This window comes from Rhizobium ecuadorense (assembly GCF_001187535.1).
Classification (GTDB): Bacteria; Pseudomonadota; Alphaproteobacteria; order Rhizobiales; family Rhizobiaceae; genus Rhizobium; species Rhizobium ecuadorense.
This window is the reverse complement of record NZ_LFIO01001796.1, coordinates 1-20,671: the sequence shown is the minus strand read 5'-3', so window position 1 is coordinate 20,671 and position 20,671 is coordinate 1. Positions and strand designations below refer to the sequence as shown.

The 20,671-nt window shown below is 62.0% G+C and carries 17 protein-coding genes; 12 read left to right on the top strand and 5 right to left on the bottom strand.

Annotated features, from left to right (window positions below; genetic code table 11):
• Positions 1 to 62: 62 nt before the first annotated feature.
• Entirely contained in the window at positions 63 to 1,241 is a 1,179-nt protein-coding gene (locus tag AF337_RS37325) for an NAD(P)/FAD-dependent oxidoreductase (RefSeq protein WP_049736081.1), read from the bottom strand.
• Between AF337_RS37325 and mnmC2 the strand changes: the two genes are divergently transcribed.
• The 3 genes from mnmC2 (at position 1,240) to argS (ending at position 4,163) form a co-directional block, all read left to right on the top strand.
• A complete protein-coding gene (mnmC2, locus tag AF337_RS37320; protein WP_049736080.1) occupies positions 1,240 to 1,968 on the top strand; it encodes a tRNA (5-methylaminomethyl-2-thiouridine)(34)-methyltransferase MnmC2 in 729 nt (242 codons plus the stop codon). The two genes, AF337_RS37325 and mnmC2, sit on opposite strands and share 2 nt — an antisense overlap.
• 71 nt (positions 1,969 to 2,039) lie before the next feature.
• Entirely contained in the window at positions 2,040 to 2,234 is a 195-nt protein-coding gene (locus tag AF337_RS37315; RefSeq protein WP_049736284.1) for a hypothetical protein, read from the top strand.
• 225 nt (positions 2,235 to 2,459) lie between these two features.
• The gene (gene argS, locus AF337_RS37310; RefSeq protein ID WP_049736079.1) at positions 2,460 to 4,163 is read left to right on the top strand and encodes an arginine--tRNA ligase; all 1,704 of its coding nucleotides are present in this window, start codon (positions 2,460 to 2,462) and stop codon (positions 4,161 to 4,163) included.
• Positions 4,164 to 4,283: 120 nt separating this feature from the next.
• Here the strand turns inward: argS and AF337_RS37305 are convergent, their stop codons facing one another.
• Positions 4,284 to 7,670 (bottom strand): response regulator, encoded by a 3,387-nt coding sequence (locus AF337_RS37305; RefSeq protein WP_049736078.1) that lies wholly within the window; start codon positions 7,668 to 7,670, stop codon positions 4,284 to 4,286.
• A gap of 307 nt (positions 7,671 to 7,977) precedes the next feature.
• Between AF337_RS37305 and AF337_RS37300 the strand changes: the two genes are divergently transcribed.
• The 3 genes from AF337_RS37300 to AF337_RS37290 all read left to right on the top strand — a co-directional run bounded on the left by AF337_RS37300 (position 7,978) and on the right by AF337_RS37290 (position 11,408).
• Entirely contained in the window at positions 7,978 to 8,286 is a 309-nt protein-coding gene (locus tag AF337_RS37300) for a hypothetical protein (RefSeq protein ID WP_049736077.1), read from the top strand.
• 73 nt (positions 8,287 to 8,359) lie between these two features.
• Positions 8,360 to 9,475 carry a DNA alkylation repair protein gene (locus AF337_RS37295; RefSeq protein WP_049736076.1) on the top strand — a complete coding sequence of 372 codons (1,116 nt, stop codon included), beginning with the start codon at positions 8,360 to 8,362 and terminating at the stop codon, positions 9,473 to 9,475.
• A gap of 244 nt (positions 9,476 to 9,719) precedes the next feature.
• Positions 9,720 to 11,408, top strand: coding sequence for a DEAD/DEAH box helicase (locus tag AF337_RS37290; RefSeq protein ID WP_049736075.1), 1,689 nt, complete (start codon positions 9,720 to 9,722; stop codon positions 11,406 to 11,408).
• 74 nt (positions 11,409 to 11,482) lie between these two features.
• Here the strand turns inward: AF337_RS37290 and AF337_RS37285 are convergent, their stop codons facing one another.
• Positions 11,483 to 12,382 (bottom strand): DMT family transporter, encoded by a 900-nt coding sequence (locus AF337_RS37285; RefSeq protein ID WP_049736074.1) that lies wholly within the window; start codon positions 12,380 to 12,382, stop codon positions 11,483 to 11,485.
• 558 nt (positions 12,383 to 12,940) lie between these two features.
• Here AF337_RS37285 and AF337_RS37280 point away from each other — a divergent pair.
• The 4 genes from AF337_RS37280 to AF337_RS37265 all read left to right on the top strand — a co-directional run bounded on the left by AF337_RS37280 (position 12,941) and on the right by AF337_RS37265 (position 17,879).
• Positions 12,941 to 14,350 (top strand): circularly permuted type 2 ATP-grasp protein, encoded by a 1,410-nt coding sequence (locus tag AF337_RS37280; protein ID WP_049736073.1) that lies wholly within the window; start codon positions 12,941 to 12,943, stop codon positions 14,348 to 14,350.
• Complete coding sequence (locus AF337_RS37275; protein ID WP_049736072.1) at positions 14,350 to 15,291, top strand: alpha-E domain-containing protein; 942 nt, start codon at positions 14,350 to 14,352, stop codon at positions 15,289 to 15,291. The genes AF337_RS37280 and AF337_RS37275 overlap by 1 nt, the downstream gene beginning before the upstream one ends.
• A gap of 12 nt (positions 15,292 to 15,303) precedes the next feature.
• Positions 15,304 to 16,128, top strand: a complete 825-nt coding sequence (locus AF337_RS37270) for a transglutaminase family protein (RefSeq protein ID WP_049736071.1) — start codon at positions 15,304 to 15,306, stop codon at positions 16,126 to 16,128.
• Between the two features lie 488 nt (positions 16,129 to 16,616).
• Positions 16,617 to 17,879 (top strand): MgtC/SapB family protein, encoded by a 1,263-nt coding sequence (locus AF337_RS37265; RefSeq protein WP_049736070.1) that lies wholly within the window; start codon positions 16,617 to 16,619, stop codon positions 17,877 to 17,879.
• Between the two features lie 95 nt (positions 17,880 to 17,974).
• Here the strand turns inward: AF337_RS37265 and AF337_RS37260 are convergent, their stop codons facing one another.
• The gene (locus tag AF337_RS37260; protein WP_049736283.1) at positions 17,975 to 18,844 is read right to left on the bottom strand and encodes a helix-turn-helix transcriptional regulator; all 870 of its coding nucleotides are present in this window, start codon (positions 18,842 to 18,844) and stop codon (positions 17,975 to 17,977) included.
• Between the two features lie 167 nt (positions 18,845 to 19,011).
• Between AF337_RS37260 and AF337_RS37255 the strand changes: the two genes are divergently transcribed.
• The gene (locus tag AF337_RS37255) at positions 19,012 to 19,914 is read left to right on the top strand and encodes a DMT family transporter (protein WP_049736069.1); all 903 of its coding nucleotides are present in this window, start codon (positions 19,012 to 19,014) and stop codon (positions 19,912 to 19,914) included.
• Between the two features lie 2 nt (positions 19,915 to 19,916).
• Here AF337_RS37255 and AF337_RS37250 read toward each other — a convergent pair whose 3' ends face one another.
• Entirely contained in the window at positions 19,917 to 20,222 is a 306-nt protein-coding gene (locus AF337_RS37250) for a MurR/RpiR family transcriptional regulator (protein WP_049736068.1), read from the bottom strand.
• Between the two features lie 69 nt (positions 20,223 to 20,291).
• On the opposite strand from AF337_RS37250, the gene AF337_RS37245 reads away from it, so the two are divergent.
• Positions 20,292 to 20,540 (top strand): hypothetical protein, encoded by a 249-nt coding sequence (locus tag AF337_RS37245; protein ID WP_049736282.1) that lies wholly within the window; start codon positions 20,292 to 20,294, stop codon positions 20,538 to 20,540.
• Positions 20,541 to 20,671: the final 131 nt, after the last annotated feature.

Below are 20,671 nucleotides of genomic sequence, written 5' to 3'. Positions count from 1 at the left end.
GCGCAAGCAGATAGGTGATTTGCATGACAGAATAACGAAACGAGGCGGCGGCGAATTCACGTTTAACGTGAAGCCGCTGCGATATGGCTTGAAATTGCGAAGCTTTCCGGCAGCAAAAATCCGCAATCTGTATCGCCTGCGATACAGATTGCCGCTTCCGCCAGCCGGTGGGCCAGGCCGAAGCTGACCTTGAATCCGCCGGTCAGCGCGATCAGGCGCGGGTGATCGGGATGGCGGCCGATCATCGGATCACGGTCGATCGCCTTCGGGCGAAGCCCGGCCCAACGTTCGACGACGACGGCATCGCGGAGCGTCGGCACGATCTCCCGCGCCCCGGCAATCAGCGCGTCGAGTTGGGTATCCGTCGAGGTCGGATCGTCGAAACGGTTCTCGCTGGTGCTGCCGATCGCCGCATGGCCGCCCTCATGCGCCACGACATAGAGCCCGTCGAGAAAGATCGTCGGCAGCACCGGGTCGATATCGGCTTTCAACAGCGCCGCCTGTCCCTTGACCGGCTGGCCAAGCAGCTGTTTCAACCCCGGCGTCAGGCCCTGCAGCAACGGAAAGGATTGATGGCCGGCGGCCAGGATGCAGTGACGGAAAGCGATGCTTTCGCCGCCTATCTCGGCCACGCCGCGATCCGGATCAAGGCCGGCAACCGTTGCATGCTCGGAGATGCGCACATGTTTTGACCGCCGCAGCAAAGCGACGAGGGCCGCGATCAGCGAACGGGGCGCCACGCGGGCGGCGAGCGTGTCGTGCACGAAGCCGCTCTCGCCGGCCGAGGCCTCGATCCAGCCGCCGACCGGCGGATTGTCGAGCACATGCCAGTGGAAACGGCGCGCGCCGGCCTGCCAATGCCGCTCGGCATCCTCGCAATGTCGGCGCGCGATTTTTTCGAGATGCGGCTTCGGCAGCGGGATCAACCGTCCCGAACGGCGATATCCGGCCGAAAGCCCGGTCGCCGCTTCGAGCGTGGCGATCTCGTCTTCGAGCGAGACCAGCGCATCGAATTGAAACTGCTTCTTCTCCGACCAGCGATCCGGCATATGCGGCATCAGCGCGCCAAGCAGGCCGCCGCTTGCCCCTCCGCCCAATCTGCCGGCATCGGCGATCAGGGTGGCGATGCCGCGGCGCTCGGCATGGACGGCCGCCCAGAGACCCATGATGCCGCCGCCGACGACCAGCAATTCGCAGGATGATTGACCTGAGACCGGCCGAGGATTATCGGCTTTTTCCATGACAGACGTGAACCCCGATCAGATTGGCGCGGGCGCGCCGCAGCCGCTCGAATGGCGCGACGGCGATATGCCTTATTCCACCGCCTTTGGCGATCATTTTTATTGCCAGACCGACGGACGGCTGGAATGCGGCCATGTCTTCCTCGCCGGCAACGGCCTGCCGGAGCGCTGGGACGGGCGGCAGGAATTTTTGATCGGCGAGCTCGGCTTCGGCACCGGCCTGAACTTCGCCGAGACCTGGCGGCAGTGGAAGCTTCACCGCAAGCGCGGCCAACAGTTACATTTCATCTCCTTCGAACTCCACCCGATGCGCGGCGAGGAGATCGGCCGGGCGCTCTCGCATTGGCCGGAGATCGATGCCGAACGCGAGGCGCTGACGGCGGCCTGGCCGCAAACGCCTGATGGTACCGTCTCGCTCGACCTCGACGACCAGACGAGGCTCAGCGTCGTCTGCGGCGCAGCGCTCGACGGCGTCGCAGCCGCAAAGCCCGGCTTCGACGCCTGGTATCTCGATGGCTTCGCCCCGTCGCGCAACGGCGACATGTGGTCGGAGGAACTGATGCGGCGCGTCCACGAAAAGACCACGCCCGGCGGCACCTTCGCCACCTATGCCGCGGCCGGCTTCGTCCGCCGCAACCTCATCGCCGCAGGTTTTGCCGTCGAACGCCGCCAGGGCTTCGCCGGCAAACGCGAAATGCTCTGCGGCATCAAGGCGCCCGGCAAATAAGCATTCCGGATTCGATCGCCAATATTGCCAACAGTTACCGCTTTGCCGATGATCTCCGAAAAGGAATGGATATGGCAAACGACGCGAACTCTGGCCCGCAACTCCAAAACCACATGGACGAACGTGTGAAATCGGAACAGGAAAAACGACTGATGACACTCGATCTGGCAATCGGCCAGGGGATCGCCGACGCGGAAGCGGGCCGCATCAAGCCTATCGGCGATGTCCCAGCGCGCCTGACGGCCAGATACGACGACCGTTCGTGATCGTCCTGTCCCACAAAGACCCGCAACTAGGTAGCATTGCTGGTTTCCGCCTATAACTAATCTTATCGCGAAGATTGCATTCGGCGTCGGGACCGTCTATCGACGGGTGGAACTCAAAAGGCCCGACATACCGACATGGAGAATATCGTTCCAAAGACTGTCCGACGACGCTGAAGCTCTCAAGCTTCCGCGAACCTTTAGTCATGCAGTCAAAGGGAATGATCCATGTCCGTGAAATCGGCAGCGCTCGCCGCGCTCGCATCCGCATATAAGCTGAACGGCCTTGAAGCCGCTCCTTCCGTCGTCCGGTCAACGAAGCCGGAATTCGGTGACCTCCAGTGCAACGATATGATGCCGCTCGCCAGGGCAGCCGGGAAGAACGCGCGCGAGTTGGCCGCCTCCGTCGCCACAGCGGCGCACCATGACGTCTTCGAAGACGTGTCCGTCGCAGGTCCTGGCTTCCTGAATTTCCGGTTGTCGAACGAGACCATTGCCGCAGAGGCGACAGCTATGCTGGGAGATCCCACGCTAAGCGTCGGGAAAGAGTCCCCCGTCCGCACCGTCATCGACTTCGGCGGCCCCAACGTCGCGAAAGCCCTGCACGTCGGCCACCTCCGGTCATTCGTCATCGGTGAGAGTCTCCGGCGCATCTTGGCCGAGATCGGACACGACGTGATCTCGGACATTCACCTCGGCGACTGGGGTCTGCAGATGGGCAAGCTCTTGCACGGCGCTGCTATCGCCTCCGGCTGGCGGCACGGAGATCCCATGTCTTTCATCAAAGACTTCTCTTTCGACGAAATGTCCGTCGAGGAGCTCGGGATACTCTACAAGTCTGGCAATGCGGCGAGCGAGGACGATACCGCGCTTGCGGTTGCCCGGTCACTTACGAACCTGCTCCAGGACGGCCACCCCATCCTCACGGCCGCATGGAAGCGGATGCGGGAGATCTCCCTCGAGGCGGTGTCAGCCACCGCCGGACAGCTGGGGGCGCATTTCGACTTATTTTTCGGCGAAAGCGACGCCCACTCCGAGGTCGCCCCTATGCTCGACGACCTCGTGTCACGCGGGCTCGCCCTGGAGAGCGACGGAGCGCTGGTCATCGACGTCTCCGGCGAGGGACTACCTGACAACGTCCCGCCGCTTTTACTGCGGAAGAGCGATGGTGCCGCGCTATACAGCACCACGGATCTGGCGACGCTGCGGCGGCGGGTGCGGGACATCGGTGCGCAACGGATCATCTACTGCACCGACGACCGCCAAGCGCTCCACATCGGGAGCGTTTTCTCGGCTGCGCGCTCGGCAGGATATGCCCACGGTGTTGAGCTGCGGCATGCAACTTTCGGCACCGTCCGGGGATGGAATGGAAAGCCGTTTAAGACCCGGGACGGCTCCACGGCGTCGCTCAGCGACATGATCGAGCTGGCGCTTGCCAAGGCCGCCGAGAAAGTGAAGGACAAGGATTCGGCGACTGCGGTTGGCCTCGGCGCACTGAAGTTCGCCGACCTCTCCACCCCGAGGAAGACCGGATACGTCTTCGATATCGACAAGATGACCTCTTTCGAGGGACGGACGGGACCGTATCTGCAGTACGCCTACGCGAGAATCTGTTCGATCCTTGACAAGGCAGCCTCGGCAGGCATCGTTCCGGGCGTCACGGTCTCTGTCAGCCATCCGTCAGAACGGGCGGTGCTGGTCGAATGCCTCTGGTATCCGCATTCGCTGTCCGAAGCCGCCCGGCAGCTTGAACCGTTCGAGATCGCTGAACGGGCATATCAAGTGGCGGACACCTTCAATCGCTTCTACGCGGACTGCGCAGTGCTGAATGGAGAAGATCCACCCGGACGTCTCGCGACCTGCAAGCTGGTAGCGCAAGTGATCGGGAAGTGTCTTGAGCTTCTCGGAATGGAAACAGTGCGAAGAATGTGACCCTTTGCTTTTGCACCGATGTTTCTTATCAGGTGGAGGCATCCGAAGCAGCGGTCGAATGGTTTACATCCACGAGAAATCGGATCCCAAAGCCGGTGGCAGCTTCCAATTGCGCAAAGATCAGTAGCTGCTACGCCCCGGCTGCTCCTCGTCCTTGCCGAGCCATTGCCGGATCTTCTCTTCCAGCAATTCCGGGCTGATCGGCTTCGACATGTAGTCGTCCATGCCGGCGTCGAGGCAGAGTTCGCGGTCGCTTTCGAGTGCGTGGGCCGTGACGCCGATGATTGGCACGCGGTGGCCCCGCCCCTTTTCCCGTTCGCGGATCGTCTGGGTCGCCTGATGGCCGTTCATGACCGGCATCGACACGTCCATCATGATGATGCGCGGCGTATGCCGCTCCCAGGCGGCGACCGCCTCCTCGCCATTGTCGACGACGAGGAAGGAAAGGCCGGTTCCCTGCAGGATCTGCGTGAAGACGATCTGGTTGACCTCGTTGTCCTCGGCGACGAGCACATCGACGAATTCGGCCGCCCGCTGCTGCGGCACAGGCGCAGGCGCAGGCGCCGGAACGGGCGCGGCCGCTGCAGCCTGCAACCGGGCGATCTCGGCCTCCGAAGCCTGCTTGACGCGGCTGGCGCGCACCACTTCGACGACCGTGTTGCGCAGCACATTGGCGCGCGCCGGCTTCATCAGATGCGCGTGGCCGTTCAGCGCCGCGAATTCCTTTTCCGTGCCCGAAATATCCATCGACGTCAGGAAGATGATCGGCAATTCGGCGAAGCGGCGATCGGCGCGCAGCCGGCGGGCGACATCGGCACCGTTCATGTCGGGCATGTGATAGTCGAGTATGACGGCATCGACGCTGACGCCGAGATCGGCCGCCGCCTCCAGGATCGCAAGCCCGGTGCCGCCGCCCTCGGCAGCGACGCCGTCGAAGCCCCAGAGCTGCAGCTGCTCGGTGAGGATGCGCCGGTTCACCTCATTGTCGTCGACGACGAGGATGCGGGCGCCCTGCACGTTGATCGGCAGCGGCTTCGGCTCCAGGCGGGCGGCCGCCACCGCAAACGGCAGGTTGACGGTGAAGACCGAGCCCCTGCCCCATTGGCTCTCGACATTGAGATAGCCGCCGAAGAGATCGACGAGGCCGGCGGTGATCGCAAGCCCGAGACCGGTTCCCTCATGCCGCCGGGTCGAGGAAGCGTCGACCTGCGAGAACTTGTCGAAGACCGATGCGAGCTTTTCGGCCGGAATGCCGATTCCGGTATCCTCGATGCGGATGCTCGCCATGATCTCGCCGCCGGCCGCCGCCTGGAAACCGACATCGACGAAGACATGGCCGCGCTCGGTGAACTTGACGGCATTGCCGACGAGATTGGTGACGATCTGGCGGAAACGGCCGGCATCGCCGATCACGGCGGCCGGCAGATCCGGAGCGGCCCGCACCAGCAGCTCGATGTTCTTCTCGGCGGCATGCGAGGAGAGGAGTGTGGCCACATCCTCCACCGCTTCGGTGATGTCGAAGGCGGCTCTGCGCAGTTTCATCTGCCCGGCATCGATCTTCGAGAAGTCGAGGATGTCGTTGATGATCGTCAGCAGTGCATTGCCGGATTTGACGATGATGTCGACGAAGGTCTTCTGGCGCGTGTCGAGATTGGTCTTGGCAAGCAACTCCGCCATCCCGAGCACACCGTTCATCGGCGTGCGGATCTCGTGGCTCATATTGGCGAGGAATTCGGATTTGGCGCGGTCGGCGGCTTCGGCGCGCGATAGGAGCTGGCGCAGTTCCTCTTCACGGCTCTTCAGCTCGGTGACATCGGTGAAGAGCGCCACCCAATGCTGTCCCTCGCTGATGGTCGCATCCATGTTTACCCAGCGCTCGCCGCCGACATGGAAGACGGTGGAAATCGGCTGCCTGGCGGCGATATTGGCGCGCCATTCCTGCAGGATTTCGTCCGCCGCATCGTGGAAATCGCCGCGCGCCGCGCAGAATTCGAACATGCCGAGCCAACCCTGCCCGGCCTCGATGTAGGAAGCCGGAATCTGCAGAATATCGGCCATCGCCTCGTTGGACATCTTGATGATGCCGTCCTGGACGATGGCAAGCCCCTGCGACATCGCATGCGTCGCATCGCGCATCATTTCGCCGACCCGCTCCAGCGCGGCGCGGGTCTCATGAATTTCCTTTTCCCGCTCGCGCACCGCCGAGATGTCGGCATAGGTCAGCAGAATGCGGTCGTTGGAGATGCGGCGGCTGTCGAAGATGACGGATTTGCCGCCCGCCCAGCCGAGCTCGATCGGCTCCGGCTCATCGGTCTCGAACAGGTGCTTGCGGAAGGCGTAGATCTCTTCCGGCGTCTGCGTGCCGTCGTAGCGGCCGAGCTCGTCATTGCGGCGAATGACGTCGATGAAGGGGCGGCCATCGAAGCGGTCGTCGAGCGGCAGCTCCCAGATGCTGTAGAATTCGTCGTTGACGGAGAGAATCCGGTGGTCGTTATCGAGGATCAGCACGCCGATGGGCAGCGAGCGCAGGATGCTCTCGATATCCCGATGCAGCGCTTCTTCCTGCTTCTTCGCCTCGATCAGTGCCTTCTCCCGCTCCTTGAGCGGCGCGATATCGGAAAAGGAGCCGACGACATAGGTGCGCCCATCCGGCGTCACGACGCGGTTGACCCGCGAGATGAGCGGATGAATGCGGCCATCCTTGCCCGGCATCTGGCTTTCGATTTCCTTCGACAGGCCGTCTTCCAGCGCCAGGCGGTTTTCCTGGTAGATCGCCTCTCCCTCCTCCGGCCCGAACATTTCGTGCTCGGTCATCCCCAGCACCTGAGAGCGGTCGTAGCCCCCGAAGGTCTCGTAATATTGATTGGCATAGACGAGGCGGTGTTTGTCGTCGCGCACGAAAACCGCGACCGGCAGGTCCTCCATGATGGTGCGCAACAGATCGCCTTCGTTGACGCTCTCGTGCCAGCGCCTATCGCTGCGAGCATCCGGCTTTGCGCCGGTGCGGTAGGCGGCGTTGACGACCAGCGGGCGACCGTCCTCTGCAAAGATGCCGATCGGCTGGTCGAGTTTTTCCAGCGCCTCGCGCACCTGGGCGAGATCGGAATCGTTTACAGTCCGAGGGCTGCCGCCGGTCTCCCTGCCAACGGCGCGGCGATCACGCACTTCGAAGATGCCGAGCACATAGGCCCGCTCCGGCGACGGCGAAAAACTCTCGATCTGGATGCGCTCATGGCCGAGGCCCGCGGCATCGAAGCAGATGGCGTTTTCCTCGGTGCCGAACACCAGCGCCCGGCGCTCCTTGTCTTCGCGCTCCTCTTCCTCGGGACGGTCGAAGAGTTCGCGGCTGCGCCGGCCGATGAAATCGGAAATCTCGTGGCCGAGGAAATCGGCATAGGCTTCGTTGACGGCGACGTAGCGCAGTTCGCTGTTCTTGACATAGGCCGGGGTGTCCAGATCGGCGATCCGGCGGCAAGCCAATTCCAGTATGTCCCCGGCTGATTTCAAGAAATTGTCGCTCCCGCAATGAATGAAATATCAACTACAAAGACTATAACGCCAAGGCTTTTAACAAGGTTTTAACCATAAATTTCAGCGGGGGATTTTTACAAGCCGGCCCACCAACTGAACCTGCCTCACATTGGCGGCCCGGCTTGTACGACAAGGACAGACCGCCGCCGCCCCACGCCGCGATCCATTGAAATCATGACGAAAATTTAATGCTGCAGAGGCTTGCACGGCCATCGCGCCGCCGCGATCCGGGCCGAGCCTGAACACGGCTTTATGGAAGCCAGTCTAGATCAAGGAAAATAGCATGTCCGTTCTTCATAAGACCATGGCGACGGGCCTGATTGCGCTGACCCTTGCCGGCGCCTCGCTCGCCACCGCCACCACCGCCGATGCCCGTCCACGCGATGCCTTCTGGGGCGGCCTCGCCGCCGGCGTCGTCGGCGGCGCCCTGCTGTCCGAGGCCGCCCGCCCGGCCTATCCCGCCTACCCTGCCTACCCCTATTATCGCCCCTATCCGGTCTACCGGACCTATTACCGGCCATCCTACTGCCACCTCGAATGGCGGCACGACGATTGGGGCAACCCCTACCGCGTCAAAGTCTGCCCCGAATAGTTGAAAGCGCGATCCGGCGCCGCTTGACCTCCCGGCGGCGCCGGTCCAATCCTCCCACTGAGGGAGGATCAGCATGCCGGAACCGCTCAAAAACCTATTGCATCAGGCGCTGGTCGCCGACATGGCCGATCGCATCGCCGCCCATGCGCCCGCCTTCGACAGGGATCGTTTCATGGCGTTGGCAACGCGCAGTCTTGACGCGCTGGAGCTGATGGAACGCTCGGCCCTGATCCGCGACGCGCTGTTTGCCACGCTTCCCGAAGATTTCCCGCAAGCCGCCGCCATCCTGACGGCAAGCCTGCCTGCATCAGGCAGACCGGGGCTGACCGGCTGGATGCTGCTGCCGGTCAACCAGTTCATCGCCGCCCGCGGTCCCGACCATTTCGACCTCGGCCTCGATCTGCTGAAGGCGCTGACGCCGCATTTCACCGCCGAATACGGCATCCGTCCCTTCATTCACCGCGAGCAGCAGCGGGCGCTTGCCATTATCTCCGGCTGGCTCAGTGATCCCGACCGGCATGTGCGCCGGCTGGCGAGCGAGGGAACGCGGCCGCGCCTGCCCTGGGCCATGCGCTTGCCGCAACTTGTGAAAGACCCGGCGCCGATCCTGCCGATCCTGACCGCACTGATCGATGATCCGGAGGATTATGTCCGCCGCTCCGTCGCCAACAGCCTGAACGACATCGCCAAGGATCATCCGGATCTGGTCGCAGCCTTCATCGCCGGCCATATCGAGGCGGCTTCTGAAGAACGCCGCCGGCTGCTGAAACATGCCTCGCGCACGCTTCTGAAGAACGGCCACGCGCAGGCGCTCGCCAATTTCGGTTTTGGCGCGGCCGCGTCGCTTGCATGCGAACTGCGGCTCCGGAATGCGGAGGTGAAATTCGGCGAAGGGCTGAATTTCGAGATCCACGTCACCAATGCCGGCGAAAGCCCGCAATCGCTGATGATCGACTACGCCATCCACCACATGAAAAGCGACGGCTCGCTCTCGCCCAAGGTCTTCAAGCTTAAGACGATTACTCTTGCGCCCGGGCAAAGCCAGGCGATCGAACGCCGCCACGCCATGCGGCCGATCACCACCCGGCGTTACTACCCCGGCGAACACCGCATCGCCATCCTCATCAACGGTGCGGAAATCGCATCGGAAAGCTTCCTTCTCGTCATGCCGTCGCCTGACCCTGGTTGAGGCTTTTTGTGCACTGCACTTGACTTTGTCAGCGAACTGGGCCACATGCAGCCCAGCTTTCACCCTTCCGGCCGCCGCGTGAGCGTGCCCCTGCTAGAAAATACGGACGCAGGAAGAAGGGACAAAAGCGCATTTCGATAGAGGCCGCGCTCCCATCAGCGGCCAGAAGCGCTGGAAAGCTTTTTCCAACTCACAAGTTCCCACTTCACGCGGGGTTCTTGACGCCAGAATGAAACCGGATCGCATGGTGCGTTCCGGCGATAGTCGTTGTGGCGCCCCGAAAGGTTTTGCCTTGACTAATTTTGAATCGCTTGGTGTCTCCAAGCCGATCGTCGCCACCTTGTTCCAGCTCGGCATCGAAACGCCGACGCCGATCCAGGAACAGGCCATCCCTCTCCTCCTCGAAGGCCGCGACCTGATCGGCCTCGCCCAGACCGGCACCGGCAAGACCGCCGCCTTCGGCCTGCCGCTCATTGAAAAGCTGCTCGCCGACGAGCGCCGCCCCGACAACCGCACGACGCGGACGCTGATCCTGGCGCCGACCCGCGAACTGGTGAACCAGATCGCCGACAACCTGAAGAAGTTCATCCGCAAGTCGCATCTGCGCGTCAACGTCGTCGTCGGCGGCGTCTCGATCAACAAGCAGCAGTTGCAGCTCGAAAAGGGCACCGATGTCCTGGTCGCGACCCCCGGCCGCCTGCTCGACCTCGTCAATCGCCGCGCCATCACCCTGACCACCGTGCGCTATCTCGTGCTCGATGAGGCCGACCAGATGCTCGATCTCGGCTTCGTGCACGATCTGCGCAAGATCGCCAAGCTGGTGCCGAAGAAGCGCCAGACCATGCTGTTTTCGGCTACCATGCCGAAGATGATTGCCGATCTCGCTGGCGAATACCTCGTCGATCCCGTCAAGGTCGAAGTCACGCCGCCAGGCAAGGCTGCCGACAAGGTCGAGCAGTATGTCCATTTCGTCGCCGGCAAGAACGACAAGACGGAACTGCTGCGCAAGTCGCTGACCGAAAACCCCGATGGCCGCGCCATCGTCTTCCTGCGCACCAAGCACGGTGCGGAGAAGCTGATGAAGCATCTCGACAATATCGGCTATTCCGTCGCCTCGATCCACGGCAACAAGAGCCAGGGCCAGCGCGAGCGGGCGTTGAAGGCCTTCCGCGACGGCAGCATCAAGACCCTGATCGCCACCGACGTTGCCGCCCGCGGCATCGACATTCCGGCCGTCAGCCACGTCTACAACTACGACCTGCCTGAAGTGCCCGACGCCTATGTCCATCGCATCGGCCGCACGGCGCGCGCCGGCCGCGACGGCATCGCGATCGCCTTCTGCGCCCCCGACGAAGCCAAGCTGCTGCGTGACATCGAGCGCCTGATGGGTATCGACATCGCAGTCGCAAGCGGCGAAGCGCCGGCCAATATCAGCAGCAGCGGCCCCCGCCGCGGCAACGGCAATGGCAACAACCGCAACCGCGGTGGCGGCCAGGGTCGCGAAGCTCAGGGTCGCGGCGAAGGCCGTGGCGATCAGAACCGCTCGGAGCACCGCGGCAGCCGCCAGGAGCGCCGTCCGCGTCCCGAGCGCACAAGCCGCAACGAGGATTTCCGCGGCCAGCGCCGCGGTGAAGCCACCCCCAATCTCGGCCCCGACAACGATCTGGTCTCGACCTCCGACTTCCGCCCCTCGGCAAAGCCGCAGCGTCCTGCCCATGGCGGCCCCAATGGCCATCATGCCAATGGCGAGCCGAGCGGTCATCACCGCGGCAACGGCCGTCACGCCCACGGCCGCCCGGCCCGCAAGCACGGCGAAGACCGCGGTCCGCAGCAGGCCCAGGGCGGTGAACCCCGCCGCGAGGGCAATGGCGGCAACCGCCGCGGCGGCTCCGGCTCCCGCAATGGCGGCGGCCAGCGCCGCGAACGCGCCTGAGCGTTGATTGAACCAAAGGAAAAAGGCCGGGTCGAACCGGCCTTTTTTCATTGAAGCATGTGGCAGCCGTCGGCCTACGCTCTGGCCTGTACCTGCTGAACGACCTTGCGGTTCGTCAGATAGACACCGACGACCACGATCGCTGTGCCCAGGATCAACGGCACGGTCAGCGGTTCCCCGAAAGCGATGAAGGCTTCGAAAGCGACGGCCGGCGGCATCAGATAGATCAGCGAGGCCGCGCGGGAGACCTGACCGCGGCGAATCAGATAAAGCAGCAGTCCAACGCCGCCCATGGACAGTCCGAAGACCGACCAGACGAGCGCCGCAAAGGCCTGCGTTGTGCCATCGAAATGCTGATGCTCGAAGATCAGCGAAAGCGGCAGGGTGAGAAGCAGCGCCCCGACATATTGCAGCGTCGCGATGGACCTGAGGTCACCGGATTGCAGGTGTTTCTTCTGATAGAGCGTGCCGTAGGTGACGGACCCCATGGCGATGAGGTTGATCGCCAGCGGCAGCGCGGCATGGGTGAGATCTGATGCCGCCGGATCGAGGAGTTTCGGCGAAATGGCGATGGCAATGCCGATGAAGCCGAAGCCAAGACCGAGCTTCTGGGTCGGCTGCAACCGCTCGCCGACGAGAAAGGGAGCCGCCATCGCCGTCAACAGCGGCTGCAGCGCCGCGATAATGCCCGATATGCCGGCCGGCACGCCATTGGCGATCGCCCACCAGAGGCCGGCGAGATAGAAACCATGCAGGAAGAAACCGGAATAGACCGCACGCAGCGCCGTCGCCCGGCTTTTCGGCCATTGCGCCCCGGTCACCAGGCAAAAGCCCAGGAATGCCAGGGCCGATAGCGCATAACGTATCGAAAGAAAGGTGAAAGGCTCGGAATGCAGCGCCGCATACTTCGCCACCACCCAGCCCGTGGACCAGAGCAGGACGAAAACGGCAGGGGCAAAGCGGTCGAGGGACATGAGGCAGCTCGGCAGAAAAGGGTTCGCCGTGCTGATAGCTGCACCGGGCGGTCACAGTCAAAGGCGAAGCGTTGATGATTATTTGAAATTTCGCTGATGGTTGGGTCTGACGGACATGCTGAAGATGATACTTTTGGTGGACGAGCCTATCGACAGCTCGACGCCATGCCATGGCCAAGAAGGATCGCCGACGCATCCCCGCCCACCCTCATCCCTGTGCTCGTCATAGGGATCCAGCGCGCCCAAGTCCTTGGGCGCAGGAGACTCACTTCACCGTAGAAGTCATTGGCTGCGCCGACGCGCGTCGGCTGGATTCCTGTGACGAGCACAGAAATGAGGGAACAAGTGGGAAGGCTGTGCTCCACATATCGGTCGAGCGAAAAGTCATCATCTGCTCATTTTTTACGCAGTCCCTGGCGCACAACCACCCGCCACCTCGCTTCCATCCCCCAATTCCCGCTGTTTCACGCAACGCAAAATCTTTTCCTCGAACTGCGCATGGTTCTTGCATTGCAATTTGCGTTGTATTCAAATGAACAAAAAAGGGGAGCCGCACCTTTGGCATTTGATGAAATGATTACCGGGGACGAAAGTCCTCGCCCGCCTTATGAAAAATATTTTGAGTGGTACAACAGCCAAGACCGGTCGCATCTGATTGCCAAGTCCCGCGATGCGGAAAATATCTTCCGGAAGACCGGCATCACCTTCGCGGTCTACGGCCATGCCGATAGTTCCGAAAAGCTCATCCCCTTCGACATCATTCCGCGCATCATCTCCGCCCGTGAATGGCGAAAGCTTGCCCAGGGCATCGAGCAGCGGGTGATCGCGCTCAACGCCTTCCTGGACGATATCTACCACAAGCAGGAGATCATCCGCGCCGGCCGCGTTCCGCGCGAACTGATCGAAAACAATGTCGCCTTTCTGTCCGAGATGATCGGCTTCCGCCCGCCCGGTGGCGTCTACACCCATATCGTCGGCACCGACATCGTGCGCACCGGCGAGGACCAGTTCTACGTGCTGGAAGATAATGCCCGCACGCCTTCCGGCGTCAGCTACATGCTGGAAAACCGGGAAACCATGATGCAAATGTTCCCGGAACTCTTCCATGAGAACAAGGTGCAGCGCGTCGAGGACTATCCGTACCTGCTGCGTCAGAGTCTTGCTTCGCTCGCCCCTCCCGGCTGCACCGGCAAGCCGCGCGTCGCGGTGCTCACTCCCGGCATCTACAATTCGGCCTATTATGAGCATTCCTTCCTCGCCGACATGATGGGTGTTGAACTGGTCGAGGGCTCGGATCTGCGCGTCATCGACGGCAAGGTGAAGATGCGGACGACCCGCGGTTACGAGGCGATCGACGTGCTCTACCGCCGCGTCGACGACGATTTCCTCGATCCGCTGACCTTCCGGGCCGATTCGGCGCTCGGCATTCCCGGCATCATGGATGTCTACCGTTCCGGCAACATCACCATCGCCAACGCGCCCGGCACCGGCATCTGCGACGACAAGGCGATCTATTCCTACATGCCGGAGATCGTCGAATTCTACACCGGCAGCAAGGCGCTGCTCGAAAACGTGCCGACCTGGCGCTGTTCGGAGGCATCAAGCCTGAAATACGTGCTGGAGCACCTGGAAGAGCTGGTTGTCAAGGAAGTGCACGGTTCCGGCGGCTACGGCATGCTTGTGGGACCGACGGCCTCGAAGAAAGAGCGTGCCGATTTCGCCGAGAAGCTGAAGGCCAAGCCGAACAATTATATCGCCCAGCCGACGCTGTCGCTCTCCACCGTGCCGATCCTCGTCAACAAGGGCATTGCGCCGCGCCATGTCGACCTGCGCCCCTATGTGCTCGTGTCCGACAAGGTTCAGATCATTCCGGGCGGGCTCACCCGCGTGGCCTTGAAACAGGGCTCGCTGGTGGTCAATTCCAGCCAGGGCGGCGGCACCAAAGACACCTGGGTATTGGAGGACTGATGCTCGGAAGAACTGCAAACGGCCTTTACTGGATGTTCCGTTACATCGAGCGCGCCGAAAATATCGCCCGCCTGGTCGATGCGGGGCTGCGCATGTCGCTGACCCGCAGCAGCGCCGGCGACGACAACTGGGATGGGGTGCTGCAAAGTGCCGGCGTGCGTGAGGCCTATGACGAAGGTCACGCGAAGCTGACCAATGCCGATGCGATCGACTATCTCCTGCGCGATCGGGCCAATCCGTCGAGTGTCATGTCCTGCATCGAGTCCGGCCGCAACAACGCCCGCATGGTGCGCACCGCGCTGACGCGGGAAACCTGGGAAGCAACCAACGAATGCTGGATCGAGCTGAAGGCGCTGCTTGAAAAGCGCGTCAAGGCGGCCGAGATGCCTGAGGTGATCGACGTCATCAAGCGCCGCGCCGGTCTCATCCGCGGCGCCTTCCACGGCTCGACGCTGCGCAACGAGCTCTATAATTTTGCCCGCATCGGCACCTTCATCGAGCGGGCCGACAATACCAGCCGCATCCTCGATGTGAAATATTACGTGCTGCTGCCCTCGGTCTCGGCGGTCGGCTCCTCGCTCGACAATGTCCAGTGGGAATCGATCCTGCGCTCGGTCTCGGCGCACCGCGCCTACAGCTGGGCCTATGACGGCGAATACCGGGCAATGAACATTGCCGACTTCCTGACGCTGAATGTCCAGATGCCGCGTTCGCTGGCCTATTGCTACGAGAAGATTGTCAGCAATCTCGGCTACCTCGCCCAGGATTACGAGGCGCGACTGCCTGCCCACGATACCGCCGATGCGATCCGCACAACCCTGCAGACGCGGGCGATCCGCGACGTCATGGATCAGGGCCTGCACGAATTCCTGGAGGATTTCGTCGCGCGCAACAACCAGCTCGGCGCGGAAATTTCCGACGGCTACCGGTTCTACGTATAAGCGGATCAGAACATGAGACTGAAGATCAGCCACCTCACCGAATACCGCTACGACGAGCCGGCGCAGTTCTCGCTGCAGCGGCTCAGGCTGACGCCGCCGACATCAGCCGCCCAGAAGGTGCTCGGCTGGTCGCTGAATGTCGAGGGCGCCACACCCGAGGTGGAATATGACGACCAGTACGGCAATCACGTCAACCTGGTCTCGCTGGAAGGCGCGCAGCACCTGACGCGCATCCTGGCCGAAGGCGAGGTCGAGACGGCGGATAATAACGGCGTCACCGGCCCGCATACCGGCTTCTGCCCGCTTTGGCTCTTCCTGCGCGAAACGCCGCTGACCAAGGGCGGCAAGCTGGTCAAGGAACTGATCAAGGGGGTCGCCGGCGATAACGACCTTGCCCGCATGCATGCGCTGATGGAAGCAATCCACCAGACGGTCGATTATAAACCCGGCACCAGCAACACCGCGACGACGGCCGAACAGGCGCTGGAAAAGAAGAGCGGCGTCTGCCAGGACCATGCCCACATCTTCATTGCCGCCGCCCGCGCCCTGCAGGTGCCGGCGCGTTATGTCTCGGGCTATCTGATGATGGCGGAAAAGGTCGAGCAGGCGGCGACCCATGCCTGGGCCGAAGCCCATATTCCCGGCCTCGGCTGGGTCGGTTTCGATCCCGCCAACGAGATCTGCCCGGATACGCGTTATGTCCGCGTCGCCTCCGGCCTCTGCTACCGCGACGCCGCGCCGATCTCGGGCATGCGCATCGGCACGCCGGGAGAAACGCTGTCGGTGACCGTGAAGGTCGAGGATGGCGGCCAGATGCAAAGCCAGAGCCAGAGCTAAGCGGCATCAGCCGCTCGGAAGAGCGAGATCCAAATCTGAGCTCCCTTGTATGCGCGCACCGGATTTCGACGGTCTTCCAGGGCTGATATCTCTGTGCTCAGCTGATGGCGATATGCGGCCTTTCCCCCTCGAAGCGCCATGGCTGGGCCTGTCCATCGCGCGCCGGCGATCTCCTGCAGATGGATTGGTCTCGGCCGCGCCGTTTCACCAGCACGTCACGCCGCCAGACGATGCGGAATTCGGACAGCCCATCGAGGCCCGATATCCGCCCCGCTAACACCTGTCCTGTATCGCGCGTTGGCATGGCTCAACGAGAAGCATCCCGGCTCGCATCGAGAGGACGCAGCCAACTTTGATCCGTCGCAATGATCGGGCCGCATGGCCATGGTTGGATTTCAGAAACAAGCAGAGCGGAATACACCGTCGTCGTGGCATATTGGCAGAAGTTCCCGCGAAGGCGGGCTGGCTGACAATGTCTGGATCTTCGGATGATGACTTCATTGGTGATGACGGACGCATTCCAACGTCTCAGCCTGGCGCTCGCGATCGGCATCCTCGTTGGGATCGAGCGCGGATGGCGCGAACGCCAGGCTGCGCCGGGCAAGAGAGTGGCGGGCATCCGCACCTATGGCCTGTCGAGCTTCCTCGGCGGCTTTTGCGGTTTTCTGCAGCCGGTCACCGGACCGATCCTGCCGACGGCCATCTTCGTGTTCTTCTGTATCACGGTGCTCGTCTTCAGCGGCATGCAGGCAGCACGGGAGAAAGATTACAGCGCGACCGGCACCATCGCCGCGATAACGGTCTTTGCGCTCGGCTTCGCCGCTGTCGTTGCGGATATGACGGCGACTGCGGCGAGTGCCGTCGCGATCACCGCGCTTCTGGCGGCGCGGGAGCCGCTGCATGGATTTCTCCGGAAACTGACCTGGCTCGAATTACGGGCCGCGCTGATCCTGCTGACGATGACGGTCGTCATTCTTCCGATTCTTCCCGACGAGGCGGTCGATCCCTGGCAGACGATCAACCCTTTCGAGCTTTGGATGATGACAATCCTGATCGGTGCAGTTTCATTCGCCGGTTACGTCATGATCAGGCTCAGCGACGCCAAGGCCGGAATATTGCTGACCGGGGCCTGCGGCGGTATCGTCTCGTCGACGGCGCTGACGCTTTCCTTCGCCCGCCAGTCGACGCAGACGCCCGCCCTCTCGCCGCTGCTTTCGGCCGGAGCGATGCTGGCGGGAGCCGTATCCCTCAGCCGGGTGCTTTTGATCTGCGGCGTCATCGCGCCTGATATACTCAAGGAGCTTGCGGCATCGCTCGGCCCGGCTGCCGCGATCCTTGCCTTGGGCGGCGGCCTCGCCGGATTGTCGCGGCGCTCCGATGGCGGTTCCGATTTTTCACCGAGAAATCCGCTGGAAGTGATGGTCGTCATCCGCTTTGCGCTTCTGCTTGCCGTCGTGACCATCGTGGCGCGGGCAACTTTGGCAGTCTTTGGAGACCAGTCGCTCGTCGCGGTCGCTTTCATCACGGGGCTCGGCGATCTCGATGCGATAACCCTCTCCATCGCCAAGCTGTCGTCGCAGACCGTGCCTGCGGACGCGGCCGCGCATGCGATAGCGGTTGCCGCCTTCGCCAATCTTCTGGCGAAAACCGGTCTTGCGGCAACGGCGGGAAGCATCGGTTATGCGGTTCGACTGGCGATCACCACCGGCATAGCGACACTTGCGGGCGCGGCCGGCTTGTTTCTGATGTGAACGGTCTGCGCTGTCGGCAGAGGCTCCAGTTCCGCACGTCGGAACGACAGCGCCGATCGCGCAGGCTAATCCGATAGCGCTGTGGCCGGCGGCTTTCACTGCAGGCTTCGCCACTCCCCTGGCGGCACACCGGTAGCAGCTTTAAAAGCTTTGGAAAAATGGCTTTGTGAACCGAAGCCGCAGGCGGAGGCAACGGCTGCAAGGCCGTTTTCGCGGTCGCGAAGGAGCCTCGTTGCCTGCTCGATGCGTCGCACCGCCACGTAGCGATGTGGAGGCATTCCGAAGCTGACGCGAAACATCTTGGCAAAATGGAAGGTGCTCAGACCGGCTTCCCGCGCCAGCCGATCAAGCGTCAGCGCCTGGTCGAGGTTGGCGTCGATGTAATCAGCAGTACGGCGACGCACGGAGGGTGAAAGCCCGCCGCGCACCGCCTCTTGCCGCGCCTGCCGATTGTGCGATTTCAGGATCCGATGAATGAGGAGCTTACAAACCGCATCAAGGGCGATACGGTCGCTCTTTTCTTGCCAGTTCAGAGGCAAAACCCCTCCCCGGACAATCATCGCCATCGCCGGGTCATCGCAAAACGTCAGATCCATCAGATCGATATGTCTGGGGTCGATGTCAAACGATGTCAGCGCTTCATAAGCGAGGAGCTCGGGATCAACGTAAAGATGAAACATCCTCAACGGCCCGCCGATATGCCATTGGCTTTTGTGTTCGGCCGGCAATAGGCAAAGCTTGCCTGGTGCTCCGCCCGCTAGCCGCTTGTCCTCACGGATGACCCTTTCGCCGCCGTCGAGATAGATGCTCAGCGTGTGATGATCGGGGCGCTCATAGAACGCTTGTCCTGCGCTGTTGGTCCACTCCGCAAGCGACAGTCCCCGGTCAACCGAGCCGGAGCGCTGAAGGCATGCGCCGGATCTTGAGAGCGCTTCTTTAACTGTCAGACGGTGTTGCTGTTCCATGATCCATCGGGGCCTCGTCTCACGAGTTTGAAGGGGACGGCGCAGCTGATCAATAGGACCAAAGGTAAAAAACCCAAGAATATACAATGCCTCTACAGTCTGCGACATAGACGTGGCTGTTCGGCTCGGTATCCATCCTCCCATCGTCGTTGACGGAGTGAAAGACCATGACCGGCCTCTGCTATGCTTTAACCGTCCTGATCTGGGGCACCACCTGGATCGCCATCAAGAACCAGCTTGGCGTCGTTCCGATTGAAGCGTCGATCGCCTACCGCTTCGCCCTCGCCGGCGTGATGCTATTTGTCGGCCTGACGGTTACGAAGAGGCTTCAGCCCATTCCCTTGCGTCATCACCCCTACGTGTTCCTGCAGTCGATCTGTCTGTTTTCCTGTAATTTTCTGTGCTTCTATATCGCCGAAACCCTGGTGCCGAGCGGCATTGTTTCGGTAATCTTCTCAGCGGCGACAATCTTCAATCTTGCCAATGGCATGGTCGCATTTGGCCAGAGGCCGTCGGCGCGCATTCTCGTCGGCGCCGCCTTCGGTGTTGCCGGCATTGGCTGCCTTTTTTGGAATGAGGCCACCGCCGCCGCGTTCGACAACAACGTGGCGATCGGTGTGACGCTTGCCCTTCTCGGGACATGGTTCTTTTCGGTCGGCAACCTTGTGTCCGTGCGCAACAGGAAGCACGGACTGTCGGTGGTTTCGGTAAACGCATACGGAATGCTCTATGGCGCGGGCATCGTCTCGGCATTCGCCGCCATTCGGGGCGTCGAATTTACCTTCGATCCTTCAGCGTCTTATGTCGGCTCTCTCCTTTATCTCGCGACTTTCGGCTCCGTGATCGGGTTTACCACCTATCTCACCGTCGTTAACCGGCTGGGAGCAGCCAAAGCCGCTTACATGACTGTGCTCTTTCCGATCGTTGCCCTGACGATTTCGATGTTTTTCGAAAATTATCAGCTCGGCCCATTGGCGGCTCTCGGGCTCTGCGCCGTTCTGGTTGGAAACGTGCTGGTTTTTTCACCGGTGCCTCGGCTGGCCGTTTTTGTCAGGCGCTTTCGCCTCTGATGTCAGGGCGAATTCCTCTGATCCGCCGCGGGTGGATTGGGCGTGGCGACATCGTCGATCAGTTCGACCATCCGGTCGATCATGCGGAAGCGCTCGACGCTGAGCTCGCCCAGCCGCGCCGCGACGGTCCAGGAGATATAGTCGATCATCGTCGCAGCCGCGGTGAAGGAGTTGAATGCCGCCAGCGAATGGCAGCGGCATCGAATGACGTGGTCGGCAGCCTTTGCGCTTTCGGCCGCACTGATATCGGTAATCAACACCGCGATGGCGCCCGTGGCGCGGATCTCGTTGAACGCTGGATATGGCATTGGAACTCCGTTCGCTTGCCGCCAACGCTGCGCAACGCGCAGCCGTCGATGCTATTTAAGGACTGTGCGATGGAAAAAGGGCCCAATCCATATCTTGTTCTCGCACCGGCCATCGTGTTGCCAGGCGCGGGTCACGTGGCGATAGGAGAGCCGCGCCGCGGGCTGACCTTCGTCCTCTTTGTCATGCTCTTTTCCATCCTCACCTTCATGACGACGACATCAGATCAATCCTTCATTGGCCGGCACGCCGGCGGACTTTTCATCTGGGCCCTGTCCATTCCCGATGCCTACCGCCGAGCGAGGCTGGCACGCCTTTAAGCATGTCGCGCAGGGATTTCAGCGATTTAATTAGAACACAACCATACGTGTTTGCCTTTGGTTTATGCTCGACTGCTAGAGCAGATCCTGTTCAATCCGGGTCATATCCGGCAGCCCTGAAGTAGTTGGCG

Excerpts from the sequence above, each read along its gene's own strand:
- AF337_RS37300 (WP_049736077.1), top strand. The coding sequence starts at position 7,978 with ATGTCCGTTCTTCATAAGACCATGGCGACGGGCCTGATTGCGCTGACC.
- AF337_RS37255 (WP_049736069.1), top strand. The coding sequence starts at position 19,012 with ATGACCGGCCTCTGCTATGCTTTAACCGTCCTGATCTGGGGCACCACC.
- argS (WP_049736079.1), top strand. The coding sequence starts at position 2,460 with ATGTCCGTGAAATCGGCAGCGCTCGCCGCGCTCGCATCCGCATATAAG.
- AF337_RS37245 (WP_049736282.1), top strand. The coding sequence starts at position 20,292 with ATGGAAAAAGGGCCCAATCCATATCTTGTTCTCGCACCGGCCATCGTG.
- AF337_RS37290 (WP_049736075.1), top strand. The coding sequence starts at position 9,720 with ATGGTGCGTTCCGGCGATAGTCGTTGTGGCGCCCCGAAAGGTTTTGCC.
- AF337_RS37250 (WP_049736068.1), bottom strand. The coding sequence starts at position 20,222 with ATGCCATATCCAGCGTTCAACGAGATCCGCGCCACGGGCGCCATCGCG.
- AF337_RS37260 (WP_049736283.1), bottom strand. The coding sequence starts at position 18,844 with ATGGAACAGCAACACCGTCTGACAGTTAAAGAAGCGCTCTCAAGATCC.
- AF337_RS37295 (WP_049736076.1), top strand. The coding sequence starts at position 8,360 with ATGCCGGAACCGCTCAAAAACCTATTGCATCAGGCGCTGGTCGCCGAC.
- AF337_RS37275 (WP_049736072.1), top strand. The coding sequence starts at position 14,350 with ATGCTCGGAAGAACTGCAAACGGCCTTTACTGGATGTTCCGTTACATC.
- mnmC2 (WP_049736080.1), top strand. The coding sequence starts at position 1,240 with ATGACAGACGTGAACCCCGATCAGATTGGCGCGGGCGCGCCGCAGCCG.
- AF337_RS37325 (WP_049736081.1), bottom strand. The coding sequence starts at position 1,241 with ATGGAAAAAGCCGATAATCCTCGGCCGGTCTCAGGTCAATCATCCTGC.
- AF337_RS37270 (WP_049736071.1), top strand. The coding sequence starts at position 15,304 with ATGAGACTGAAGATCAGCCACCTCACCGAATACCGCTACGACGAGCCG.
- AF337_RS37285 (WP_049736074.1), bottom strand. The coding sequence starts at position 12,382 with ATGTCCCTCGACCGCTTTGCCCCTGCCGTTTTCGTCCTGCTCTGGTCC.
- AF337_RS37315 (WP_049736284.1), top strand. The coding sequence starts at position 2,040 with ATGGCAAACGACGCGAACTCTGGCCCGCAACTCCAAAACCACATGGAC.
- AF337_RS37265 (WP_049736070.1), top strand. The coding sequence starts at position 16,617 with ATGATGACTTCATTGGTGATGACGGACGCATTCCAACGTCTCAGCCTG.